Annotated in this window: 26 protein-coding genes; 20 read left to right on the top strand and 6 right to left on the bottom strand. The window is 34.8% G+C overall.

Annotated features, from left to right (window positions below; translation table 11 throughout):
- The first annotated feature begins 27 nt into the window (after positions 1-27).
- The 15 genes from CCZ01_RS05535 (at position 28) to CCZ01_RS05465 (ending at position 11,257) form a co-directional block, all read left to right on the top strand.
- Positions 28-453: a PepSY-like domain-containing protein gene (locus tag CCZ01_RS05535; RefSeq protein ID WP_112052233.1), complete on the top strand. Its 426-nt coding sequence runs from the start codon at positions 28-30 to the stop codon at positions 451-453.
- A gap of 189 nt (positions 454-642) precedes the next feature.
- Positions 643-2,373: a M3 family oligoendopeptidase gene (locus CCZ01_RS05530; protein ID WP_112052232.1), complete on the top strand. Its 1,731-nt coding sequence runs from the start codon at positions 643-645 to the stop codon at positions 2,371-2,373.
- A 10-nt stretch (positions 2,374-2,383) separates the two neighbouring features.
- Complete coding sequence (locus CCZ01_RS05525) at positions 2,384-2,842, top strand: hypothetical protein (RefSeq protein ID WP_112052231.1); 459 nt, start codon at positions 2,384-2,386, stop codon at positions 2,840-2,842.
- Between the two features lie 3 nt (positions 2,843-2,845).
- Entirely contained in the window at positions 2,846-3,532 is a 687-nt protein-coding gene (locus CCZ01_RS05520) for a DUF5644 domain-containing protein (RefSeq protein WP_112052230.1), read from the top strand.
- Complete coding sequence (locus CCZ01_RS05515) at positions 3,532-4,344, top strand: HdrB C-terminal domain-containing protein (protein ID WP_112052229.1); 813 nt, start codon at positions 3,532-3,534, stop codon at positions 4,342-4,344. The genes CCZ01_RS05520 and CCZ01_RS05515 overlap by 1 nt, the downstream gene beginning before the upstream one ends.
- Complete coding sequence (locus CCZ01_RS05510; protein ID WP_112052228.1) at positions 4,344-4,658, top strand: LETM1/MDM38 family protein; 315 nt, start codon at positions 4,344-4,346, stop codon at positions 4,656-4,658. Before CCZ01_RS05515 ends, CCZ01_RS05510 begins: the two co-directional genes overlap by 1 nt.
- Entirely contained in the window at positions 4,658-4,981 is a 324-nt protein-coding gene (cutA, locus tag CCZ01_RS05505; RefSeq protein WP_112052227.1) for a divalent-cation tolerance protein CutA, read from the top strand. Before CCZ01_RS05510 ends, cutA begins: the two co-directional genes overlap by 1 nt.
- A gap of 11 nt (positions 4,982-4,992) precedes the next feature.
- On the top strand, positions 4,993-5,832 hold the full coding sequence (locus CCZ01_RS05500; RefSeq protein ID WP_112052226.1) for a metal ABC transporter solute-binding protein, Zn/Mn family: 840 nt from the start codon (positions 4,993-4,995) through the stop codon (positions 5,830-5,832).
- An 89-nt stretch (positions 5,833-5,921) separates the two neighbouring features.
- On the top strand, positions 5,922-6,134 hold the full coding sequence (gene rpsU, locus CCZ01_RS05495; protein WP_112052271.1) for a 30S ribosomal protein S21: 213 nt from the start codon (positions 5,922-5,924) through the stop codon (positions 6,132-6,134).
- A 32-nt stretch (positions 6,135-6,166) separates the two neighbouring features.
- Positions 6,167-6,910 carry a 3-oxoacyl-ACP reductase FabG gene (fabG, locus tag CCZ01_RS05490; protein ID WP_112052225.1) on the top strand — a complete coding sequence of 248 codons (744 nt, stop codon included), beginning with the start codon at positions 6,167-6,169 and terminating at the stop codon, positions 6,908-6,910.
- Positions 6,911-6,984: 74 nt separating this feature from the next.
- On the top strand, positions 6,985-7,221 hold the full coding sequence (gene acpP, locus CCZ01_RS05485; RefSeq protein WP_112052224.1) for an acyl carrier protein: 237 nt from the start codon (positions 6,985-6,987) through the stop codon (positions 7,219-7,221).
- A 53-nt stretch (positions 7,222-7,274) separates the two neighbouring features.
- Positions 7,275-8,516, top strand: a complete 1,242-nt coding sequence (locus CCZ01_RS05480; protein WP_112052270.1) for a beta-ketoacyl-ACP synthase II — start codon at positions 7,275-7,277, stop codon at positions 8,514-8,516.
- Between the two features lie 10 nt (positions 8,517-8,526).
- Positions 8,527-9,504: an acetyl-CoA carboxylase carboxyl transferase subunit alpha gene (gene accA, locus CCZ01_RS05475; protein WP_112052223.1), complete on the top strand. Its 978-nt coding sequence runs from the start codon at positions 8,527-8,529 to the stop codon at positions 9,502-9,504.
- A gap of 78 nt (positions 9,505-9,582) precedes the next feature.
- The gene (locus CCZ01_RS05470; protein WP_112052222.1) at positions 9,583-10,167 is read left to right on the top strand and encodes an acyltransferase; all 585 of its coding nucleotides are present in this window, start codon (positions 9,583-9,585) and stop codon (positions 10,165-10,167) included.
- Positions 10,157-11,257 (top strand): DegT/DnrJ/EryC1/StrS family aminotransferase, encoded by a 1,101-nt coding sequence (locus CCZ01_RS05465; protein WP_112052221.1) that lies wholly within the window; start codon positions 10,157-10,159, stop codon positions 11,255-11,257. Before CCZ01_RS05470 ends, CCZ01_RS05465 begins: the two co-directional genes overlap by 11 nt.
- Before the next feature lie 31 nt (positions 11,258-11,288).
- Here CCZ01_RS05465 and CCZ01_RS05460 read toward each other — a convergent pair whose 3' ends face one another.
- Positions 11,289-12,404 (bottom strand): ABC transporter substrate-binding protein, encoded by a 1,116-nt coding sequence (locus tag CCZ01_RS05460; protein ID WP_112052220.1) that lies wholly within the window; start codon positions 12,402-12,404, stop codon positions 11,289-11,291.
- Between the two features lie 391 nt (positions 12,405-12,795).
- On the opposite strand from CCZ01_RS05460, the gene CCZ01_RS05455 reads away from it, so the two are divergent.
- Positions 12,796-13,911, top strand: coding sequence for an Mrp/NBP35 family ATP-binding protein (locus CCZ01_RS05455; protein WP_112052219.1), 1,116 nt, complete (start codon positions 12,796-12,798; stop codon positions 13,909-13,911).
- On the opposite strand, the gene CCZ01_RS05450 is transcribed toward CCZ01_RS05455, so the two are convergent.
- On the bottom strand, positions 13,908-14,801 hold the full coding sequence (locus CCZ01_RS05450) for a DMT family transporter (RefSeq protein ID WP_112052218.1): 894 nt from the start codon (positions 14,799-14,801) through the stop codon (positions 13,908-13,910). The genes CCZ01_RS05455 and CCZ01_RS05450 overlap by 4 nt on opposite strands.
- A gap of 422 nt (positions 14,802-15,223) precedes the next feature.
- On the opposite strand from CCZ01_RS05450, the gene CCZ01_RS05445 reads away from it, so the two are divergent.
- A complete protein-coding gene (locus CCZ01_RS05445) occupies positions 15,224-16,078 on the top strand; it encodes a DUF817 family protein (protein WP_220106540.1) in 855 nt (284 codons plus the stop codon).
- A gap of 65 nt (positions 16,079-16,143) precedes the next feature.
- On the opposite strand, the gene CCZ01_RS05440 is transcribed toward CCZ01_RS05445, so the two are convergent.
- The 3 genes from CCZ01_RS05440 to CCZ01_RS05430 all read right to left on the bottom strand — a co-directional run bounded on the left by CCZ01_RS05440 (position 16,144) and on the right by CCZ01_RS05430 (position 18,352).
- Positions 16,144-16,455, bottom strand: a complete 312-nt coding sequence (locus CCZ01_RS05440) for an HU family DNA-binding protein (protein ID WP_112052217.1) — start codon at positions 16,453-16,455, stop codon at positions 16,144-16,146.
- A gap of 14 nt (positions 16,456-16,469) precedes the next feature.
- Positions 16,470-17,279: a 3'-5' exonuclease gene (locus tag CCZ01_RS05435; protein WP_112052216.1), complete on the bottom strand. Its 810-nt coding sequence runs from the start codon at positions 17,277-17,279 to the stop codon at positions 16,470-16,472.
- A 164-nt stretch (positions 17,280-17,443) separates the two neighbouring features.
- Entirely contained in the window at positions 17,444-18,352 is a 909-nt protein-coding gene (locus CCZ01_RS05430) for a DMT family transporter (RefSeq protein WP_112052215.1), read from the bottom strand.
- Positions 18,353-18,613: 261 nt separating this feature from the next.
- Here CCZ01_RS05430 and CCZ01_RS05425 point away from each other — a divergent pair, with 261 nt between their 5' ends.
- From CCZ01_RS05425 to CCZ01_RS05415, 3 genes are read left to right on the top strand one after another with little or no spacing between them, the layout of a single operon-like run.
- Entirely contained in the window at positions 18,614-19,990 is a 1,377-nt protein-coding gene (locus CCZ01_RS05425; RefSeq protein ID WP_112052214.1) for a sodium-dependent transporter, read from the top strand.
- Between the two features lie 12 nt (positions 19,991-20,002).
- Positions 20,003-20,608: a TetR/AcrR family transcriptional regulator gene (locus tag CCZ01_RS05420; RefSeq protein WP_112052213.1), complete on the top strand. Its 606-nt coding sequence runs from the start codon at positions 20,003-20,005 to the stop codon at positions 20,606-20,608.
- Complete coding sequence (locus CCZ01_RS05415) at positions 20,609-21,019, top strand: M67 family metallopeptidase (protein WP_112052212.1); 411 nt, start codon at positions 20,609-20,611, stop codon at positions 21,017-21,019. It abuts the gene before it with no gap.
- Between the two features lie 4 nt (positions 21,020-21,023).
- Here CCZ01_RS05415 and CCZ01_RS05410 read toward each other — a convergent pair whose 3' ends face one another.
- Entirely contained in the window at positions 21,024-21,281 is a 258-nt protein-coding gene (locus tag CCZ01_RS05410; RefSeq protein ID WP_112052211.1) for a ComEA family DNA-binding protein, read from the bottom strand.
- Positions 21,282-21,629 lie beyond the last annotated feature (348 nt).

Genomic DNA, 21,629 nt, shown 5'->3' with positions numbered 1-21,629 from the left:
GACATATTTCAATTCAAGGAGTTCGTAGTGAAAAAAATTTTTCTGTCTTCTACATTGGGTGTTATGCTCTTAAGCGGTTCTTTACTTGCCTCTGATATTGCTATTCAACCATCTGCATTACCACAAAAAGCACAGCAGTTTATTAAAACCTATTTTGCTGCTGAAAGCGTTAGTTTTGCTGAAAAGGGTTCTGATGATTTTGGTGCAAAAACAAACAATGGTGTTGAATTTGATTTTGCGATAGATGGTGAATGGCATTCTGTAAAATCTTATGCACCTATCAAAAATCTCGATTTTCTGCCAAAACCTGTCGTAAATCTCCTACAAAGCAAATATGCACAAAATAGTGTTCATGAGATTGAAAGAAAAATTAGTAGTTTTGAAATTAAGTTAAACAATGGGCTTGAAATTTCTGTTGGCAATGATGGTACTGTATTCAAAGAAGATAGATAACCCATATTGCATTCTTGATGGTAATTCAATTACCATCGCCCATTTTTACCTACTTCAATATATTTTCAATGAGTCAATTAGCAACATAAGCCATTAAGATGGAAAAAATATAGATTATTTTTGGAAGTTTTTGGATAGTTTATGTTAGAATTTGGTATATTTTTAAATTAATAAGGAGAGAAAAGGGCGATGGAGTGGGATTTAGATATTCTTTTTAAAAATCAAAAACAACTACAAGAGACAAAAAATATCGCTAGGCAAAGTGCAATTTCTTTTGAAGAACAGTACAAAGGCAAATTAGCGAAACTCAAAGCCGAAGAATTTGAAACCGCACTTAATAAATATGAAGATATTATAGAATCCCTAGAAAGAATAATGAGTTATGCTTACTTGCGTTTTGCATCACAAACAACTGAAGGGGCAATGCTTTCTGAATGCGAACTTCATGTAAATGCAACAATGGAACATCTCTTATTTTTTGAGCTTGAATTTGGGAATCTTACACCGACACAATCGCAATATTTCATTAAACACGCTCCCCGTTACGCTTACTACCTCTCACTCATTGTTGAAAATCATAAACACCAAAGGAGCGATGCTGAAGAACGGATCATACTCAAACTCTCACCTGTCGGTGCAAATGCTTTTTCGCGTCTCTTTAGTGAACATTTTAGTCGCCTAAAAGTTCCTTTGGAAAATCAAGAATATAGTGAAGAAGAAATCCTAAGCCAACTCCATCACACAAAAAGGCATAAACGCAAAAAAGCAGCAAGGGCTTTTACTCAAGTCCTAAAAAAAGAAAAAGATTTATTTGCCTATATTCTTAATATTGTGCGAAAAGAATGGAGTATTATCGGTGAAATTAGACAATACACAACGCCAGAAGAACCGCGTCATATCGATAACCAAACAACACAACATAGCGTTGATACAATGATTCAAGTCGTGAATCAAAATATGGGCATTGTTGCTGAATTTTACACAATTAAAAAAGAATTAATGGGTTATGACACACTTTATGACTATGATCGATACGCCCCCTTATTCAACAATAAAATACGATTTGATTTTGAGTATTCTAAAAAAATTGTCTTGGAGTCATTTCAAGAATTCTCACCACTTTTTGCAGAAATTGCAACAAAAGCATTTAATGAACAATGGATAGATTCTCACCCACGCGAAAATAAGCAAAGTGGAGCATTTTCGCATTCTACCGTACCTAAAGCCCATCCATTTATTTTACTAAACCATACCAATAATCGTAAAGATGTTTTCACAATGGCACATGAGTTAGGGCATGCTATCCATCAAGAATTATCTAAAAAGGTAGGTTGTCTGAACGCACACACACCGCTGACAACTTCCGAAACTGCCTCTGTTTTTGCAGAAATGTTACTCTTCGATAAAATAAAAAATCAGCTAAAAGGCAAGGAAAAGGCTGCTTTATATGCAGCAAAACTTGAAGATATTTTTGCAACATTATTTAGACAAACTGTGTTTACGAATTTTGAACGCAGAATTCATGCAGAACAAGGAGAATTGAGTGCAGAACAATTTAATCATATTTGGCAAGAAGAAAACCAAAAAATGTTCGGTGATAGCCTAACCCTCACATCACATTATGCCCTTTGGTGGAGCTATATTCCACATTTTATCCATAGCCCTTTTTATTGCTATGCATATAGCTATGGACAACTTTTAGTTTTGGCTTTATTTGGCTTGTATCGTCGCAATCAGAACAATAGAGCAGAATTTACACAAAAATATGTTGAATTCCTTTCTGCTGGTGGCAGTCGTTCGCCACGAGAATTGGTTGCGTTATTTGGGTTTGATATTGAAAGTGAAGAATTTTGGAAGATAGGTATTCAAGAGATCCACATTCTCTTAGAAGAATTTAAAAAAATTATTACAAATAAATAAAGGGGCGATTATGTTAACAGCAACAGAAAAAGGGCTGAAACAAATCATTGAAAATTACGCAAAAGAAATTATTAAATATCTCTTAACGCAAAAAGTTACTTTTGCGATTGTATGTAAAGTATCAAAGGTTACCTTTAATCCTCTTTTACCTGTGGTTAAGGGTTTACCTGATTTAAGTCTCTTTGTCTTGCAGGGGTATACACTTGAAAGTGTAGAAATGCTTGAAGACTCTTTAGTGTTTGAAGCAGGGTTTGGTGAAAATAGCGAAGGAAGTTTTGTAACCGTGCCTCTTAATTCCATCGTACAAATTTGTGAAAATGCACAACTAGAAAAAGATTTTCCAGAACGTATATTGTTTATGAATCCATTTGGACACCTTGAAGAGGAAAAGCAAAATAAGGGCGTTCAAGATTCTATGCGTGCATTCTTGCAAAACCCACTCAACCAATATTTAACAAATAAAGGATAGCAAATGAAAGTTAAACTTGATTTGACACTTCAGCGATTTAATATAAAACTCCACTATCTAGCTTATGAATGTTGTCATACGACAATCGTTCAAGAAACAATGCTTCTTTCTGACCTCTACAAACAACTTGATAGCGAATTAGATGATTTTGGATATGATAAAAAATCTGTCTGTGTTATTATTAATGGGATTCTAGTCTATGAAGATGTAGAGATTGGTGTTTTATGTGAGAGGTTTGGTTATCAATGGAGAGTAGAATCTTTCGCTCCTAAGGCTACACAACATGACCTTATCGTTAATCGTGAATTTCTAAAAACAGGCTTAAAGCAAGTGGAAAAAATCTGCACATTAACACAAGAAGAATATGATATGTACGATTCCTTGATGCCATTTTTCTCTCTTACACCTATTTCAAAATCACTTGAGGATTATTTGGGTGAAGGATTTTTTATTTTTATCGCTAATCTGGCAAAAAACCACCCCAAAAAAGCACATAAATTATATGAACTGATTGATTCTCCTACAAATGGCGTAATGAATGCAATGTTACTTAAAGGACGTATTTTTCCCGAGAAAAAAGAATTTGATTTTACATTGCTTGCATTACAAAAATCACTTCTTCAAGGTTATCCACTCAACAACTCCTTTTGGATTGATTATGCGAAAAATATTGCTACGGAGGTACAATAATGAAAGAGCATTACACACTTATCGGGACACAAAGAAATGGACTATTTGAAACGAGTAGCCAAAGATTACTTAAAAAACTAAATCTACCCTTAGATGAACATATTTCTATCGCTCCAGATTACTTAATGGAGGGCTTGTTTCCTGCATTACACACCAAAAAAGCATGGGCGATGAGCTGGTTTGAAACTCTCTTGCACATCAAAAATCAAGGTTCTACCCCGATATTTATTGAAGAAGGTAGCTATATTAGTGCTCTACTTGCGATTAAAGCCATTCGAGAAGATCCCACATTACAAACACAAGCAATTCTTAAAGAGTTAGATTCACTCAAAGAAGTAGAAATTTTTACAGGACTCTTAAATCTCCATCAAGATATTTTATCTAAGCAATTTCAAAAAAATTGGCGTGGTTTTAGGGCTACAGTTTGCCATTCTTCCTTCACGCTTTTGCGTAAAGTCATCGAAGGCGACCGCTACCGATTCTTGCAAGAAACGATTTGGAAGTTAATACAACTAGACATTATTCAACCACGGAGTTACTTTGAATCTGTAGCTCATCTTTCTTCTTTCAATTTGGAAGGAGCATTAAAAGAGAATGCAAGGGTTTATTACCAAATGGCTGATTTAGGAATTGATTTTATTATAACAATGTCGTTCAGTGCATTCTCATTTTTTGAGAACTATCAGTCTAAAATTAAATCAGCCGCAGGGAGGGAACTAATGGATATTCCTATTATTCACATCGCGGAATTGCTTTTGATACTGATGGGCGAAAAACCTGATTCTCATAAAATCCCGCTAGGAATGATATAATGCTTCAATTTATTTTAAAATTCTTAATTGCAGGAATGGTTGCAATTGCTTGGCATTATCTTACGGGCAATATGCAAATTGCGATATTTTTTTTCTTATTTGTGTTGGCGATTCTATGGCTTAAGCCTATCACTTTTCAAAATCCAAAACAACGTGAGGAGTTTATTCAGAAAATGAAGGAAGCAAGGGAGAGACAAGCATTTTTAGAAAGTGAACGTTTAGAAGAAAAGAAAAAATTGCGTAGCGACGGCGATAGAGAAGAAAAACAAAGACAGGATTTTAAGAATCTCAAAAAACGTATGGGTGAGGTTTGATGGAATATATTGAACTCACCACTACTTGTGAGAATCATACCATCGCATCTAAACTTGCAAAAATCATAATTGAACATCGCTATGCCGCTTGCGTTCAATTATGTCCTATTGAAAGTTATTATATTTGGGAGAATGAAGTTTGCATTAGTCAAGAAGTTAAACTTTCTTGCAAGACTATGCGGAATATCCAAGAATCTTTGCAAGACTTAATCTGCAAGCATTCTTCTTATGATTTACCACAAATCATAGTCACACCCATTATAGATGGCACAAATGCTTATTTAGAGTGGATAAAGCAATCCATCTTAGAAACAAAAAAATAAAGGAGACTGTTTTGACAAAATATATTTTATTTGTTTTCTTGTGTCTTTTTCAATTTGGCTATACGGATTCTAGACCTCACGTTTTTATGAGCATACAAGCACAGGAATTTTGGACAAAGAAAATTGTGCAAGACAAAGTGAAACTAACAAGCCTCATTCAAAGTGGCTATGATGCACACACCTATGAACCAAAGCCCATCATTATGCAAGAAATGGCAGACTCGCCACTATTTTTAGCAATTGGAGTAGAATTTGAACGAATTTGGCTGAAACGTTTTAGTAGCAATAATCCGCAAATGAAGATCGTTAAAACACAATCTGGAGTGCGTAAAATCGGAAATCATCAGCATGGGCATGGGCATTCCACCTATGACCCACATATTTGGCTAAATGTACAGAATGTAAAAATGATTGCACAAAATTCTTTAATGGCGATTATACAAATTGACCCACAAAATAAAGATTTTTATCTAAATAATTACAAAATTTTAGAAAAAGAATTGGATATGCTTTATACACAATTACAAGCCCAACTTACACCTGTTAAACGAAGAACTTTTATGGTTCTTCACCCTTCTTGGGGCTATTTTGCAGCTGAATTTGGTTTTACTCAACTTCCCATTGAGATAGATGGACGAGAACCTCGTGGAAAAGAATTAAATCGCATACTCAAAATAGCAAGGCAAGAAAAAATAACCCTTATTGTTACCCAAAAAGGCTATTCAGATAGAGTTGCACGTCAAATTGCTCAAGATTTAAAAATTGGCGTCGTAGAATTAGACCCACTTGGTGGAGAATGGGAACAAAATATGAGAAAATTTGCAACAATTCTAACACAAGTAGCATCATAAAAAAACAAAAAGAGGTATTTTTAAGTAAAAAATGCTTAAAATGTACTGCTCCTTTTGGAGATTTATATTATAGAAAAGGTGGTGAGAGTATGCCGGGCATCAAAGTAAGAGAACAGGAATCTTTTGAAGAAGCTTATCGGCGATTCAAAAAGCAGACTGATCGCAACTTGGTTGTTACAGAATGTCGTGCAAGACGTTTTTTTGAACCAAAAACAGAAAAACGAAAAAAACAAAAAATTAGTGCGAGAAAAAAAATGCTCAAAAGACTTTATATGTTACGTCGTTATGAATCACGGCTATAACTAGTGTCTATCACGGTTTTTTAAGGAATGTAATGAAGTTTAGCAAAAAGAATGTACTTGTAACAGGCGGAAGTCGTGGAATTGGAGCGGAAATCTGTAAGGTGTTAGCCAAAATGGGGTTAAAGGTTTGGATTAATTATCGTTCAAACAAACAGATGGCAGAGGATTTGAAAGATGAGATTGAGAAAGATGGAGGACAAGCAGCTATACTCCTCTTTGACGCTACAAACGAGGAAGAGTTTGTTGCTGCATTCAAGGTAATTTGCGACAGCGATGGTGAATGTGGATATCTTGTCAATAACGCCGGAATCACCAACGATAAACTTGCCTTACGCATGAAAGTACAAGACTTCAATCAAATCCTCACAGCAAACCTAACATCGGCTTTTATTGGTTCAAGAGAAGCACTCAAGGTAATGAGTAAGCAACGTTTTGGCAGTGTGGTAAACCTCTCTTCTATTGTTGGAGAACGCGGAAATATGGGGCAATGCAATTATGCTGCAAGTAAAGGCGGGATAATATCTTTAACAAAATCTCTTGCTCTTGAAGGTGCAAGCAGGAATGTTCGCTTTAATGCTATTGCACCGGGATTTATCAGCACAGAAATGACAGACACACTCAAAGACGAAATTAAAGCTGAATACACTAAAAATATCCCTTTGGGGCGGTTTGGGACAACGACTGATGTTGCTTATGCTGTGGCGTATCTATTAAGCGATTATGCTTCATACATCACAGGCGAGGTACTAAGAGTCAATGGTGGGCTATATATGTAGTCTTGTAAAAGATTTTAGTTAAGAAATCTTTGATAAAATACAACTCAAATATTTTACAAAATAGGAGCAATCAGATGTCAGCAGTTTTTGAACAAGTCAAAGCAATCGTTACAGAGCAGCTTAATGTTGATGAGAATATCGTTAAAGAGAATGCAACTTTTACAGAGGATTTGAATGCGGATTCTCTTGATGTTGTCGAGCTTGTTATGGCAATTGAGGAAAAGTTTGGAATTGAAATTCCAGATGCAGACGCGGAAAAGATTAAAACCGTAAAAGATGTTGTTGATTACATCGAATCCCACAAAAAATAATGGCAGAAAAAAGGGGAGAATTCTCCCCTTAAAGTTACCCTAAGGAGGATATGTTGCGTAGAGTAGTAGTTACAGGAATAGGAATGATTAATGCTGTTGGGCAAAACTGTAGGGATTCTTTTAAAGCCATTACTGAAGGGCATTGTGGAGTTAAACGAATCTCTAGTTTCGATGTCAGCGAATTTCCAGTAAAAATTGCTGCAGAAATTACAGACTTCGACCCTACCTCCATAATGGATGCAAAAGAGGTAAAAAAAGCTGACCGCTTTATCCAACTAGGAATTAAGGCTTCCATTGAGGCAATGCAAGATTCAGGCTTAGTGGATAGCCAAAATCGTCTAATTGATGGAGTTTTACCGGAGTTATTTGGTGTAAGTTCTGGTTCAGGTATTGGTGGACTTCCTAATATTGAAGCGAATTCTGTTGTCAATGCACAACGAGGACCGCGGAGAATCACTCCGTTTTTTATTCCGTCTGCCCTTGTCAATATGTTGGGGGGTTTTACTTCTATCCTCTTTGGCATTAAAGGACCAAATCTAGCTTCTGTAACAGCTTGTGCGGCAGGTACGCATGCTATCATTGAGGCATCTAAGACAATTATGCTTAGTGGTGCTGAAAGAATGCTTGTTGTTGCTGCTGAATCAGCGATTTGTGGTGTTGGGATTGGTGGTTTTGCAGCAATGAAAGCACTGTGCGACAGAAATGACGAACCCCTTAAGGCTTCCCGCCCATTCGATGCAGAACGTAGTGGATTTGTTATGGGTGAAGGTGCGGCAGCTTTGGTGCTAGAAGACTATGATCTTGCCAAAAAACGTGGTGCAACCATCTATGCTGAAATTATCGGTTTTGGAGAAAGCGGAGACGCAAACCATATTACAACTCCTGCTCCAGAGGGAGAGGGTGCATTTCGTGCAATGCAGGCTGCCCTCAAAATGGCGAATTGTCCAATTGATTATGTTAACGCACATGGCACAAGCACAAAATATAATGACCTTTACGAAACTATCGCCCTTAAACACGCTTTTGGCGGTAAAGATAAAGTCCCTCCCGTTAGCTCCACAAAAGGGCAGATTGGACATTGCTTAGGTGCTGCCGGAGGGCTTGAGGCCATTATCTCCATTCTTGCGATAAAGGAAGGTATATTACCTCCAACAATCAACCAAGAGACAAATGACCCAGAATGTGACCTAGATTATATTCCAAATGAAGCAAGGAAGGCGAACGTTAACGCGACAATGAGCAATTCTTTTGGTTTTGGTGGAACAAATGGGGTAATCATCTTTAAAGCGGTATAAAGGCAGTATAGTGGCAACTTATTTAGACTTCGAACAGACAATTAAAAGTATTCAAGAAGAAATTAAAATTGCGACAATTCGCAATGATACGCGTGCGTGCGAGATTCTTCAAGATGACCTGAAGAAAGAAATTCAGCAGGTTTATGGCAATTTAAGTGATTATCAGAAATTACAGTTGGCGCGTCACCCAGACCGCCCCTATGCTATCGATTATATTCATATGTTATTAAAAGATTATATTGAAATTCACGGCGACCGCCATTTTGCCGATGATGGTGCAATTGTAGCATTTATTGGGTATCTAAATAATGAAAAAGTAATAATTATTGGTGAAGAAAAAGGTAGAGGGACAAAAAATAAAATTGCAAGAAATTTTGGGATGCCTAATCCAGAAGGTTACCGCAAAGCTCTTAGAGTAGCAAAAATGGCGGAAAAATTTGATATTCCTTTATTAATGCTGATTGATACACCCGGTGCTTATTGCGGAATTGGTGCAGAAGAAAGAGGACAAAGTGAGGCAATCGCTAGAAATTTGCAAGAATTTAGCACTTTAAGAATTCCTGTTATTGCTGTTGTAATTGGTGAAGGCGGGAGTGGCGGTGCTTTAGCTTTAGGTGTCGCCGACCGATTGGCAATGATGAAATATTCTGTTTTTAGTGTTATCTCACCTGAAGGTTGTGCTGCAATCTTGTGGAGTGACCCAAGCAAAATTGAAAATGCAACAAAAGCACTTAAAATTACGCCCGATGCTCTAAAAAAAGCAAACCTAATTGATGCCATTCTTGATGAACCAGACATCGGTGCACATCGCGACAAAGAGGGGGCAGCACGAAGTATTGCTACCTATTTTGAGACCTCACTACAACAGATTCGTTCCACAGATAACTACCTCTTGCAACGTTATGAACGTATTATGGCGTATGGAGAATTCAAAGAAAAAGAACTAGAAAATAATGAAACTCTACAGGAGATACAAAGCCCCAGCTAATTTTCTAAAGGGAATTTTCACCCTACATAGACTACCATAATATGCTATAATCATTCCGCATAGACATTAAGGAAAGAAATGGAAAAACATTATTTTGCTCATTCTACCGCTTTAATTGATGATGGGGTTAAGATTGGTGAGGGGACAAAAATATGGCATTTTAGTCATATTTTAGAAGGAAGTGAGATTGGAAAAAACTGCTCTTTTGGACAAAATTGTGTCGTAGGACCACGTGTTAATATTGCTGATGGTTGCAAAATTCAGAATAATATCAGCATTTATGAAGGTGTGGAATGCGAAGAAAATGTATTTTTGGGACCTTCAATGGTATTTACAAATGTTATCAATCCACGTGCATTCATTATTCGTCGCAATGAATTTAAAAAAACATTACTCAAAAAGGGTTGCTCAATTGGTGCAAACGCAACAATTGTCTGTGGTGTATGCATTGGTGAATACGCCTTTGTAGGTGCAGGTAGCGTCATTATACACGATGTTCCAGCTTATGCTTTAATGGTTGGTAACCCTGCTAGACAAATCGGCTGGGTAGATAAGGGAGGTAATCGTATGTCTTTTAATGCCGATAACATTGCCATTGATAGTTATGATGGTACACAATATATACTTTCCAATCAAACAATAAGGATTCTTGGTGAAAATTGATTTTGCAAACTTACAAAAAGCTCACTTACGACAACAAACAGAGATTGAAGAGGCGGTTTTGCACATTTGCAGAAATGCAAACTACATTATGGGCGAGGAAGTAGAATATTTAGAAAAAGAGCTAGAAGCATTTATCGGCAATATTCACGCTATTAGCTGTTCTAGTGGCACTGATGCACTGCTTTTGGCATTGATGGCTTTAGGCATAAAGAATGGCGACGAAGTCATTACAACATCTTTTTCCTTTATTGCGACTGCTGAAATCATAACACTTTTAGGTGCAAAACCGGTTTTTGTTGATATTTCTTTAGAAGATTACAATCTTGATGTTAACCTGATTCAAGCAGTAATTACTCCCAAAACAAAGGCAATTCTAGCCGTTAGCCTCTATGGGCAACCACCTAATATTGCAAAGTTGCAAGAAATTGCAACGCAAAATTCTCTTGCCCTCATTCTTGATGGTGCACAAAGCTTTGGAGCAACATTTCAAGGGCAAAAGGATTCAATGCTTTGTAATATCACAACAACAAGCTTTTTTCCATCAAAGCCTTTGGGGTGCTATGGCGATGGTGGAGCTGTTTTTACAAAGGATGCTAATCTTGCACAAATCATCAAAAGCTTACGCATTCATGGACAAACAAAACGTTATTTTCATCGATACATTGGGATTGGCGGGCGCCTAGATTCTATACAAGCCGCTATTTTACGCATTAAACTCAAAGTTTTTACATCAGATATTAAAAAACGACAAGATGTAGCAAATAAATATCATCTCTTACTGCAAGGGAGCAATGTGATTCTACCCAAAATTGCAAAGGATAGAACCTCTGTATTTGCACAATATACCTTAAGAGTAAAAAATCGCTCCCTTGTGCAAGAAAAACTAAAAAAATGCCATATTCCAACAGCCATCCACTACCCCTTAGGCTTCCATTTGCAAGAATGTTTCCAAAATTTAGGCTACAAAAAAGGGGATTTTCCTTGCACCGAACTGGCAAGTGAAGAAGTGCTTTCCATTCCTATGAATCCATACCTAACTGATGAAGAGATTCAATACATTGCACAATGCATCCGACAGGTAACAGAATAATACTTACCTCTATCGGATACATTAGAGTAAATTAAGGATTAACTGTTGTTTTATAAACAAGTTGTCCATTTTTAACCTCATTAATAACGGCACTACGAATCGCCTCACCATTCTTTAAGCTAAAAACACCGCTTACGCCCTCAAAATTTTCTACATTTCGAATCTTATCATTCAAGCAAACTTTATCATTTTTAGGGCATTCTGCAACTGCTTTTAGTGCTAACACATACGCATCTGCAAACATCATACTAAAGCTAGAAACACTCTCTTTATATTTATTTTCATATGCTTGAATAAATTTTTTTCCTAATTCTGTTTGTTGGCTATTTGTTGAATAATAATCTGTAACCATAACACCTTCTGTTGCTTCTTTGCCTACATCAAAGAAAATCTTATTACTAGCAACCCCATCTCCACCAACTACAGGCATTTTTAAACCTAACTGCTGATACTGCACCATAATCAACGCTGCCTCATTGTAGTAAACAGGAATAAATAAGACATCAGGATTTTTTGCTTTTACATTAGATAGCTGAGCCTTAAAATCCTTACCACCAGCCTTAAATTCAGACTCTGCAACAATTTTTCCACCCAATTTTTGGAATTGTTCCTTAAACGCCATTGTCAAGCCAATTGAATAATCACTGCTACTATCAAATAAAATTGCCGCCGTCTTTGCTTTCAAATCATTATAAGCAAAATTAGCATTAATTGTGCCTTGAAAACTATCCGCAAAGGCAATACGTGTAACAAATTTTTTGCCTTTTGTTACGCGATCACCAGTCGCCACAGCTGGGACAAGTGGTGTTTTAGAATCTTCAGCTGTTTTTGCCATAGCAAGAGCATTTGTTGTAATCATTGGACCAAAAACAATATCAACTTTATCACTTGAAACAAGCTTACGTATCGCATTTGCAGATTCAATTTTTTCGCTTTTATTATCTACAATAATAAACTTTAAAGAATCACCCTTTTCATTTTGAGGCATTAATTCTTGCATCAATTCAAGCCCCCTATACCCAGCCTGCCCATATCCTGCAACTGCACCACTAAGAGGCATCACAACCCCTGCCTTAATTTCATCAGCTTGCAAACAAGCACACAGGCTCAAAGCACTCAATGCAATACCCAAGCTCCATTTTTTCATCTTAGCTCCTTAAAATATTTGAGTTCGTTCGCATTATAGGAAATCTATGCTTAGGAATATATTTATCAATTCAACTCGAATTCCCTACCAACAATATTTTTAGCCTTTTAGCACACCTTAACATCGCCCAAAAGCATTCACTTAAATCCATCACCAAACCGCCCAATATATTTGACTCACTCAACAAATATACAAAAACCCAATCTAGCTTAATTTTGACAAAGTAAAACTATACAGAGCAATATATGGACAAGTTTTGTCATTCTTAAGCAATAGAATGGGGATAACATTACATTATTAAAAACTTTTATAGTTTTTTAAGGATTATTATTATAAATACTTTGTTTCATAGCTTGAAAAAGTCTCAAATATCATTTTAAAAGGAGCATTAATGCTAGATGAAAAAATTCTTTCTTTATTAAAAAAGGTCATCTACCCAAATTTTCAAAAAGATATTGTCAGTTTTGGTTTTGTAAAAGAAGCAAAAGATGAAAATGGCAAAGTTAGCGTTGTTGTGCGAATTCCTTCCTCTGTACCGGAAGTTGCGCAGAAACTAGAATCAGAAATTAAGGAAGCTTTAAGCCCACTTAATGCAAAAGAATACCATTTAAGTATTGAACAACCAGAAATTCAAAAACAAGAACCTGCTAAAACACAAGCAAAAAATCTCGCACCACATATCAAAAGTTTTGTAATGGTAAGTAGTGGCAAAGGTGGTGTAGGTAAATCCACAACAAGCGTGAACCTTGCAATTGCACTTGCACAACAAGGAAAAAGAGTAGGCTTACTCGATGCAGATATCTATGGACCAAATATTCCGCGAATGCTAAAGCTAAACAAACAGCGTCCGGAGGTGGATTCAAGCGGAAAAAGATTACAACCACTTGTTGCTTATGGTATAGAAATGATGAGTATGGGTGTTCTATATGAAGAAAATCAAAGTCTAATTTGGCGTGGCCCTATGATTATGCGTGCGATTGATCAAATGCTAAGAGATGTTGCGTGGAGTGAACTTGATGTATTAGTCATTGATATGCCTCCTGGAACAGGCGATGCACAATTAACGCTTGCACAGAGTGTTCCAGTAACAGCAGGCATTACCGTTTCAACACCACAAAAAGTCTCGCTTGATGATTCTACTCGCAGTCTTGATATGTTTCGCAAACTAAAAATTCCCATTGCAGGAATTATTGAGAATATGAGTGGCTTTATTTGTCCTGATAATGGTAAAGAATATGATATTTTTGGCAAGGGGACAACAAAGGCAATCGCTGATGATTTCCAAACAGAACTCCTTGCACAAATTCCGATAGAACTTATTGTGCGGGAAGGCGGTGATGAGGGTAAACCCGTTGTCTTTTTTCACCCAGAAAGTAAAAGTGCAAAGGAATACTTAAGTGCAGCATCAAAATTGTGGGAATTTATTGAGGAAGCGCTCAAATACAAAAAAGCAGATAATAGCACAATTCAGCCTGTTCCTAGCCAAACTTCTGCCTGTAGCAGTTAACGAATTCTATTCATTAAAAAGACGGTGCTAACAATACATACAAAAGCTATAATATCAACAAAAATAAAGTGTGCACCCAAAAATGCAAAGGAAAAAAGAGCTGCACACAAAGGTTCAAGGCAAGCAATCATACTTGCCTTGACAGCACCAATCACTATCATTCCATTAATAAACATCCAAGTTGCACCCATTGTCCCTACCGCAATAATTATCAATAAACATAACCAAAAAATGCCATCAGTTGGAATCTCTAATGCCCAAATCTGCACTTTTATACCCAACAATACTCCAGCAATCAAAAGTGCAAAACCCATAATGCGGGTACTACCAAAATACATAACAATTCGACGCGGAGTGAGCGTGTAAAAAATCATACCTACAGCGGAAGCAATCCCCCAAAACAAGGCGTATCCATTTATTTTTAAACTTTCAAAATCTCCTTTTGTTGCAAGTAAAAATATACCTAACAGAGCCAGAAATAAAGCAATAACTTCATTTCTTTTTGGAAGTTTTCTTGCAAGAACACAAGTCGTTAGCATCACCAAAGCGGGTCCAATGTAGCAAATCATCGTTGCAATCCCTGCATTACTATAAGCAATTGAGAGAAAGTAACCATACTGGCAAATCAATATGCCAAAAAATGCAAACAACATCAATTCAATCAAGTTTTTTTTGTGCGTAAAAAGTTGCACAATGGATTTAGAATGTTTGCGCGGAAAAAAATATGCAAGGACAAGAAAGGTACTTCCAGCGAGGAGCATACGCAAAACACTCATCATATCTGGATTAAAACCTCGCTTAAATAAAAACTCGCTAATAACACCACAAGCACCCCAGCTTACAGCACCAGCAATCGTTAAAATCAATCCTTTAGTCTGTTTTTGCACCATTATTTACCTTTTTTGGAAAGCATTATACGGAAAATATTAATTGTAATCAAGAGTATCATAAATTCATAATAATATATATTATTTTTCAAACCAAGAAAAGGATAATTAGCAAAGATACTACACAATATTAGCCTTTATAGCTTAGGAATTAATAAATACATAAAATATTAAAAATATGCACTATAATAACTATTCAATATTTTTTAAAATTTAGGATTTCAAAAAAATAATTTAACTTAAAGAATATATAAGTGATAAATTTAGAATATAGCTAAAAGGAGAATGCAACAAAATCCTAATAAGTAGGATTTTTATAGATTCATAAAAACAATGTTAAATAAATACAAGGTTTATAAGAGGAGCTTTTGCTTAGAATGGCTATAATTTGTCAATAAAACTAAAAAATAAGGGGTTTTAGCTTCTTGAATGGGAAAATATCACTCTCCACATATTTATTAAAATTTGATAAATATACAGATTCTATCATATTTAATCCAGAAATTAGGGGATTTAAGCGCTTCTTTCTTGAAATTTCTTTTGGTTTTTTAAAAAGTTTACGGGCAGCTTTTTTTGCCCTTTTATTTTTTGTGTCTGTATTAATTATTCCACGTGATGGAATTCTTGGTATGCCTCGCTACGACATCCTACTAATCGTTATGCTTAGCGTTCAAGTTTGGTTAATTATAAATAAACTAGAAAGCAAACAAGAATTTTTTGGTATTTTGATTTTTCATTTTTTAGGTTTTGCGATGGAGGTTTTTAAAGTTTCTGCTGAAATTGCCTCATGGAACTATCAAGACTTTGGCTATACAAAATTCTTTGGTGTCCCCCTATTTGCTGGATTTATGTATGCAGCTATCGGTAGTTTTATGTTACAATTATGGCGTTCAATGCGTTTTGAAATACATCACCCTCCTTCATTATATTTTGGCTTAATACTAAGCTTATTGATATATATTAATTTTTTCACTCATCATTTTATTGGAGACTATAGAATATTTTTGGCTCTTATTGCGTTAATGCTTTATCGTAAAACAAAAATTTATTTCTACCCTTTTGATAAGCAATATTCTTGTCATTTATTAATATTTTTTTTATTTATTGGATTTTTAATTTATATTGCTGAAAATTTTGGCACATTCTTTCATGTTTGGCATTACCCCAATCAAGCTGAAGAATGGGAACTTGTCCATATCGGTAAATGGAACTCTTGGGCGTTATTATCTATTATGACTTTTAGTATTGTAATTTTTTTAAAAAATTTAAACACTAAATAATAAATTTTTATTTCGACACATCTGCTGATTCTAATTATTAATTGTAGATAGTATATGCCTTGAATTTATGTAAGCCCCATTCGCTCTTTTAAGGCAAGAAAAGGACGAAAGTGTATTTCTTTAATAGGTTCGGTACTCACTTGTTCATGTGTGCCTGGAATATAAATTTGACGTGCCGGACGAGAAACAATAAAAAAACTACCAAAGTTTTTAATCAAAACTTCCCTTTCTTTCGGAGATAAAGTCTGTTTTTGATGAGATTTTTCTTTCTGCACTAAGAGAGACTCGATCTCTTCAAAAATAATACTCACGACATTTTGCACCTCTTCATCAGAGAGTTGTAGCCGTTTTGCAATACGTTGCGTAATTTCATTCATATTGATTCCTTTATTTATAAATTTTGTAAAATTTCTAAGGTTGGAAATACAGGATCGTTCATCGTTGTAAAAGCGATGAGATTTTCTGTCGTAATAATATGTTCTGGGATATTTTTGAGAGCATATTCAAAAATCCTTAAAGATGTCAGAGCATCTGCATATGCACGATGGATAACCGGTGTATTAATTTCCAAAAATTCATTCAAATGTGATAGGCTGTAACGGACGCTTGGAATCGTCTTTCTGGCAAGGTTAATCGTGCATAAATAGCGGTTACAAAGCCAACCTAGCGAACTTTGATAAAACATAGCATTCAAAAAACGATAATCAAACGAAACATTATGTGCGACAAAAACAGCATCTCCTAAAAACTTTCTAAAACTCTGCATTACCGTAGAAAGATTGGGTGCATCTACAACATCGTCCAGATGAATTCCTGTAATTTCCGTGATTGATTCTGGAATATATTGACAAAAAACAAAACTTTCGAAATGATCAATAATTTTACCACTCTCATAAAGAATTGCCCCGATTTCAATGACTTGATGCTTTGTTGGGTCACCACCATTGCTTTCAATATCCACAAAACAAAACCTCTGATTCTTAAATGGTGTTTGCAGGGTTGAAAGCAAAAAATAATCTTCATTTTCCACCAAAGGCACACCCATTAAACGTATTAACTCTAATTCTTCCTTCTCATCTTCATATAAAAGCCCACCACAGGAAGCAAGTTTATTCATAAATTTTTTCTTGTTTTGTGGGGATTGAATCAACAAATCAATTAATGATTCATAAGGATTTCTAAAAGGATAGAATTTAGACATTTTATATAAACCTTTTTATTTTTTCTGTATATTTAATACTTCTAAAATACTGAAGATATTGTACAATCAGGCTAATTAGCACAGATACTTTAAATAACATTTGACAGCAGGTATATACTATCTGTTGCAGAAAAAAAATAAATTTAAAATATTTTTCATATTCCTCAAGTAACATTCTTTCCCTTTTTTGGTTTATATATATTGATAAAATAAATACCAATAATTGCCAATGATCCGCCAACAATAGTATTGATTGTAGGCACTTCATTCAGCAACCACCAACTAATAAGCATCGCATTAATGGGTACAAGAAGATTAAATGCACTCGCCTTATTGCTACCAAGAATCGCTATAGCTTGATAGTAAAGTGTATTCCCAAATGCAATAGATAAACAAGAAATAAAAATTAATCCCAACCAAAAAATATGGTCAAATGCAAAAACTTGCATAATATTACCTTTATCAAATAGCATAATAAAAACACAACACATAAGAGAACTAAAAATATTGATGTAAAGGTTAGCCGTAATCGGGTGAACCTCTGTTCGAATTTTCTGCATTGTCAATGTTAGTAAAGCCCAAATAAGTGCAGAAATAAGAAAATATAAGTTTCCACCAACAAATAATTCAGATGAAAAATCTAAATTTAAAAGTAAAAAACCAGAACAAATACCCAACACAAGTCCAAAAAATTCATAAGGGGCAATACGGTTATGATAAATAAAAAAAGTTAAGATATAAGTAAATATAGGAATCAGTGTTGTAACAAGAACGCCTCCAGCCCCAGCCATTCCAAGCGTAATCCCTTGAAAAAATAAAAAAGCATAGAGGCAATTAAAAATAGATACCAAAATAAGAAACGATAAACTTTTAATAGAAATTAACAATGAAGGTCGAAAAAAAAAGATAATCGGGGTAAAAGTGATTGCAGCAAGTAAAAATCTCCAAAAAGCAATAATTTCAATATTTGCGTAATGTACAATCATTTTGGAGGTTGCCCAAGAACCACCCCAAAAAAGCATTGCAACAAACAATGCAACCAACAAAGCCTCTTGTTTTGTGATTTTTCTCATTCTAGTGCTTTCTCAATGCTTTAAACGGCGTCTATACAGTAATAACGCGATAATAATGAGGGTAAAAAATAGCACCTCAATTCCTAACATCTCTAAATCTGCCATTGCTCCCCTTCTGGTAAAATTTGCAATTCTTTGTAAATACTTGTAAAATATGGAGTGTATTTTACAATTAAAAAGAAGTTTTCGTGCTGAAATCACTATATTTATTTAATAATAAGCCTGTTTTAAGGCTCTTTTTTTCTTAGAGAAAGGTTTTTGATGGTTCATTTTTCAAAAATTGGTTTTATTCTTTCACTTGCAGGAAGTGCAATTGGGCTAGGTAATATTTGGAAATTCCCCTATGTTGCAGGACAAAATGGGGGGGGGATTTTTGTTATTATATTTATCTTGTCTGTTATTTTTGTGCTTTGTAGTGTTTTTTTAGCAGAAATGATACTTGGACGTGAAAGTAGCAAGAATCCTGTAAGCACCTTTGAAATGCTTGCTCCTCGACACAAAAACTTGTGGAAATATAGCGGGTATATGTTCATTAGCGGATTGCTTATCCTTGCGTTTTATTCGATGATTTTAGGTTGGATTACCTACTATATGTTCTATCTTTTGTTTTATATTCCTGAAAATGGAGCAACAGCACAAGCGTTATTTGATAATTTTGGACGATATGAATTATTTTGGCAAATTGTTTGCCATCTTGCTATTATTGCTATTTGTGGCTTTATTCTTGTACGTGGAATAAAAAAAGGAATAGAACAAATCAATCTTATACTTATGCCTGCTTTGTTTATTATCTTTATTATGCTCTTTTTCTATGTTATTACGCTTGATAGTTTTCCTAAAGCTGTCGATTTTATGTTTGATTTTAAGTGGGAACAAGTGAATTCAGGTAGCATTTTAGAAGCTCTCGGGCAGGCTTTTTTCTCAATGTCATTAGGCGTTGGAACAATTATGGCATATTCTGCCGCAATGCCTAGACATATTAATTTTGTTAGTTCATCTTTTTACATTGCTACTTTAAACACGATTCTTGCACTAATTGCTGGGCTTGTTGTTTTCTCTTTGCTATTCAAGGAGGGATTAAGCCCTGATGCAGGACCCAATCTGATTTTTGTCTCTTTACCTATTGTTTTTTATCAGATGGGTTGGGTTGGGCATATTGTTGCTTTTATCTTTTTTCTCGCTTTATTGTTTGCTGGAGTAACTTCAGCAATTTCAATGGCAGAACCTGCTATCGCCTACTTAATCGAACGACATCATCTCAAACGTCCAAAAGCTACTTTTTTAGTCATAACATTCTGTTTTCTCGTGGGGGGAATAACTATTTTAGGGCAGACTGACTATTTTCATTCCGCAGAATATTTGGGTGGATTTACGGTTTTTCAATGGATTGATTTACTCACATCTACCGTATTTATGCCATTATCTGGCGTCATTATTTGTCTTTTTGTAGGCTTTGTTATTTCTCAAAATGAACTTTATGGAATGTTTAGTGGCACAATTCCTTATTGGTTTTTTCGCGTTTGGCTCATCCTTATTCGCTATATTGCACCCATTGTTATTGTTGTAATTATGCTACAAAATTTCTTAAACAAATTTTTTGAAATTAATTTAATTCAAATTATTTTCTCTTGGCTATAATAAAGGTTTATAATGAAACACCATTTAAACCCTAAGTTAAAAGAAAAATATTATAAAATCTTAGATATCGCATCAGAGATGTTTTTTGAAAAAGGATTTGCTAAAACAAATCTTGTTGATATTGTGCAAAAAACAGGCGGTTCTTTAACAACACTTTATAAAATTTTTCATAGCAAGGAAGAATTATTTGAAACAATTTTAAGACAACAAGGAGAAAAATTTTGCAAACAACTTTCCTCCTTACCAGATATTCAAGGTGATGACTTAGAAGATGCCTTAATTCAATACGGGATTCAATTTTATTATTTCTATAATAGTGAATTTTCCTATAAAATATTTAAGCTTTTAATCCAAGAGAGAGAAGCAGTGAGTGATATTTTAATGAAAGTTATCAATTCCCAAAACACCAATCGCTTTGTTATGGATATCTTAAAACAAAATTATCCACATTTTACAGAAGAAGATATCCAGTTTTACACTAACGCTTTTTTAGCTCTATTGCGTAAAGATTTATTTTACATTCTAACAAATCAACAAAAACCAACAAAAGCAGAAGTACACAAGAAAGTTGAAAAAATTGTCTACCTTTTTTTATTTGGAATTTCCAAGAAGCCATAAATGATAAAAATACCAAAAGACATTTACGATACTATGATTAAAGACGCCATAAAAGAATATCCGCTAGAAATTTGTGGCTATCTAGGTGGCATCGCTTTCGATAAAGAAATACAAATCTTGAAACATTTTCCTATCAGTAATATTTATAAAAATGAAACAAAATTTATGATGGATTCTCACGAGCAATTTCAAGCTTTCAAAGAAGCACAACATCTTAGACTGCGACTCTTAGTATGCTATCACTCACACCCTAAGACATCAGCCTATCCATCAGAAGAAGATATACGTCTTGCTTTCGATGAAAACCTAAATTATATGATCATCTCATTAAAAAATAGAAAAAAGCCTATAATGAAGTCATACTGGATTCAAAAAGGCAAAGTCAAAGAACAAGAATGGATTGCCTTTTAATGCCTTATTTTTGTAGTTTTTCATCAACAGTAATTTCATTCTTTATTGATTCAAACTGCTTAGGACCAATACCTCTGACCTTTTGAATTTCCTCAATACTTTTGAAAGCACCCTGTTGCGTACGATACTCAATAATTGCCTCCGCCTTTTTTTCTCCAATGCCCTTAAGTTTAACCAACTCTTCCTTAGTTGCAGTATTAATATTAATTGCTGCAAAAATAAAAGAAGAGAGACAAAACAAAAACAATAAAATCTTTCTCATCGTAAATCCTTTGCAATAAAATACCCAATATTGTATAACCTTTTCACCAAAGAATCAATAGAGATTCCAAAAAATATCACTATCATCAAAAGAATAGGAAAAAATGTAACACCATTTCCCATACAATGCTACAATACCCTTTTAAGATATTGATTAAGATATTGATAATATCTAATAAAGAATCTAAAGAGATTCTCCTTTATATGATTAACCTATTCATCTTACCTCAAATTCCATCTCATCACCTAGACTTTCAGTCTTACTGCAGGTACTACTGCTTATACAGGAACAGAACGCGATGATACCTTCAATGCGGTAGTTTCAGCAGATTCTGGTTCTTCAACATTA

The sequence above is a fragment of the Helicobacter monodelphidis genome, from assembly GCF_003288845.1.
In the GTDB taxonomy this organism is placed as follows: domain Bacteria; phylum Campylobacterota; class Campylobacteria; order Campylobacterales; family Helicobacteraceae; genus NHYN01.
Note: the sequence above shows the minus strand (reverse complement) of the source record. Positions and strands in the feature narration are given on the sequence as shown.

What these genes read in the sequence shown, in the direction of transcription:
- CCZ01_RS05530 (WP_112052232.1), top strand. Translation starts at nt 643, where the DNA reads ATGGAGTGGGATTTAGATATTCTTTTTAAAAATCAAAAACAACTACAA.
- CCZ01_RS05525 (WP_112052231.1), top strand. Translation starts at nt 2,384, where the DNA reads ATGTTAACAGCAACAGAAAAAGGGCTGAAACAAATCATTGAAAATTAC.
- CCZ01_RS05520 (WP_112052230.1), top strand. Translation starts at nt 2,846, where the DNA reads ATGAAAGTTAAACTTGATTTGACACTTCAGCGATTTAATATAAAACTC.
- CCZ01_RS05515 (WP_112052229.1), top strand. Translation starts at nt 3,532, where the DNA reads ATGAAAGAGCATTACACACTTATCGGGACACAAAGAAATGGACTATTT.
- CCZ01_RS05510 (WP_112052228.1), top strand. Translation starts at nt 4,344, where the DNA reads ATGCTTCAATTTATTTTAAAATTCTTAATTGCAGGAATGGTTGCAATT.
- cutA (WP_112052227.1), top strand. Translation starts at nt 4,658, where the DNA reads ATGGAATATATTGAACTCACCACTACTTGTGAGAATCATACCATCGCA.
- rpsU (WP_112052271.1), top strand. Translation starts at nt 5,922, where the DNA reads ATGCCGGGCATCAAAGTAAGAGAACAGGAATCTTTTGAAGAAGCTTAT.
- fabG (WP_112052225.1), top strand. Translation starts at nt 6,167, where the DNA reads ATGAAGTTTAGCAAAAAGAATGTACTTGTAACAGGCGGAAGTCGTGGA.
- acpP (WP_112052224.1), top strand. Translation starts at nt 6,985, where the DNA reads ATGTCAGCAGTTTTTGAACAAGTCAAAGCAATCGTTACAGAGCAGCTT.
- CCZ01_RS05470 (WP_112052222.1), top strand. Translation starts at nt 9,583, where the DNA reads ATGGAAAAACATTATTTTGCTCATTCTACCGCTTTAATTGATGATGGG.
- CCZ01_RS05460 (WP_112052220.1), bottom strand. Translation starts at nt 12,404, where the DNA reads ATGAAAAAATGGAGCTTGGGTATTGCATTGAGTGCTTTGAGCCTGTGT.
- CCZ01_RS05455 (WP_112052219.1), top strand. Translation starts at nt 12,796, where the DNA reads ATGCTAGATGAAAAAATTCTTTCTTTATTAAAAAAGGTCATCTACCCA.
- CCZ01_RS05450 (WP_112052218.1), bottom strand. Translation starts at nt 14,801, where the DNA reads ATGGTGCAAAAACAGACTAAAGGATTGATTTTAACGATTGCTGGTGCT.
- CCZ01_RS05440 (WP_112052217.1), bottom strand. Translation starts at nt 16,455, where the DNA reads ATGAATGAAATTACGCAACGTATTGCAAAACGGCTACAACTCTCTGAT.
- CCZ01_RS05435 (WP_112052216.1), bottom strand. Translation starts at nt 17,279, where the DNA reads ATGTCTAAATTCTATCCTTTTAGAAATCCTTATGAATCATTAATTGAT.
- CCZ01_RS05430 (WP_112052215.1), bottom strand. Translation starts at nt 18,352, where the DNA reads ATGAGAAAAATCACAAAACAAGAGGCTTTGTTGGTTGCATTGTTTGTT.
- CCZ01_RS05425 (WP_112052214.1), top strand. Translation starts at nt 18,614, where the DNA reads ATGGTTCATTTTTCAAAAATTGGTTTTATTCTTTCACTTGCAGGAAGT.
- CCZ01_RS05420 (WP_112052213.1), top strand. Translation starts at nt 20,003, where the DNA reads ATGAAACACCATTTAAACCCTAAGTTAAAAGAAAAATATTATAAAATC.
- CCZ01_RS05415 (WP_112052212.1), top strand. Translation starts at nt 20,609, where the DNA reads ATGATAAAAATACCAAAAGACATTTACGATACTATGATTAAAGACGCC.
- CCZ01_RS05410 (WP_112052211.1), bottom strand. Translation starts at nt 21,281, where the DNA reads ATGAGAAAGATTTTATTGTTTTTGTTTTGTCTCTCTTCTTTTATTTTT.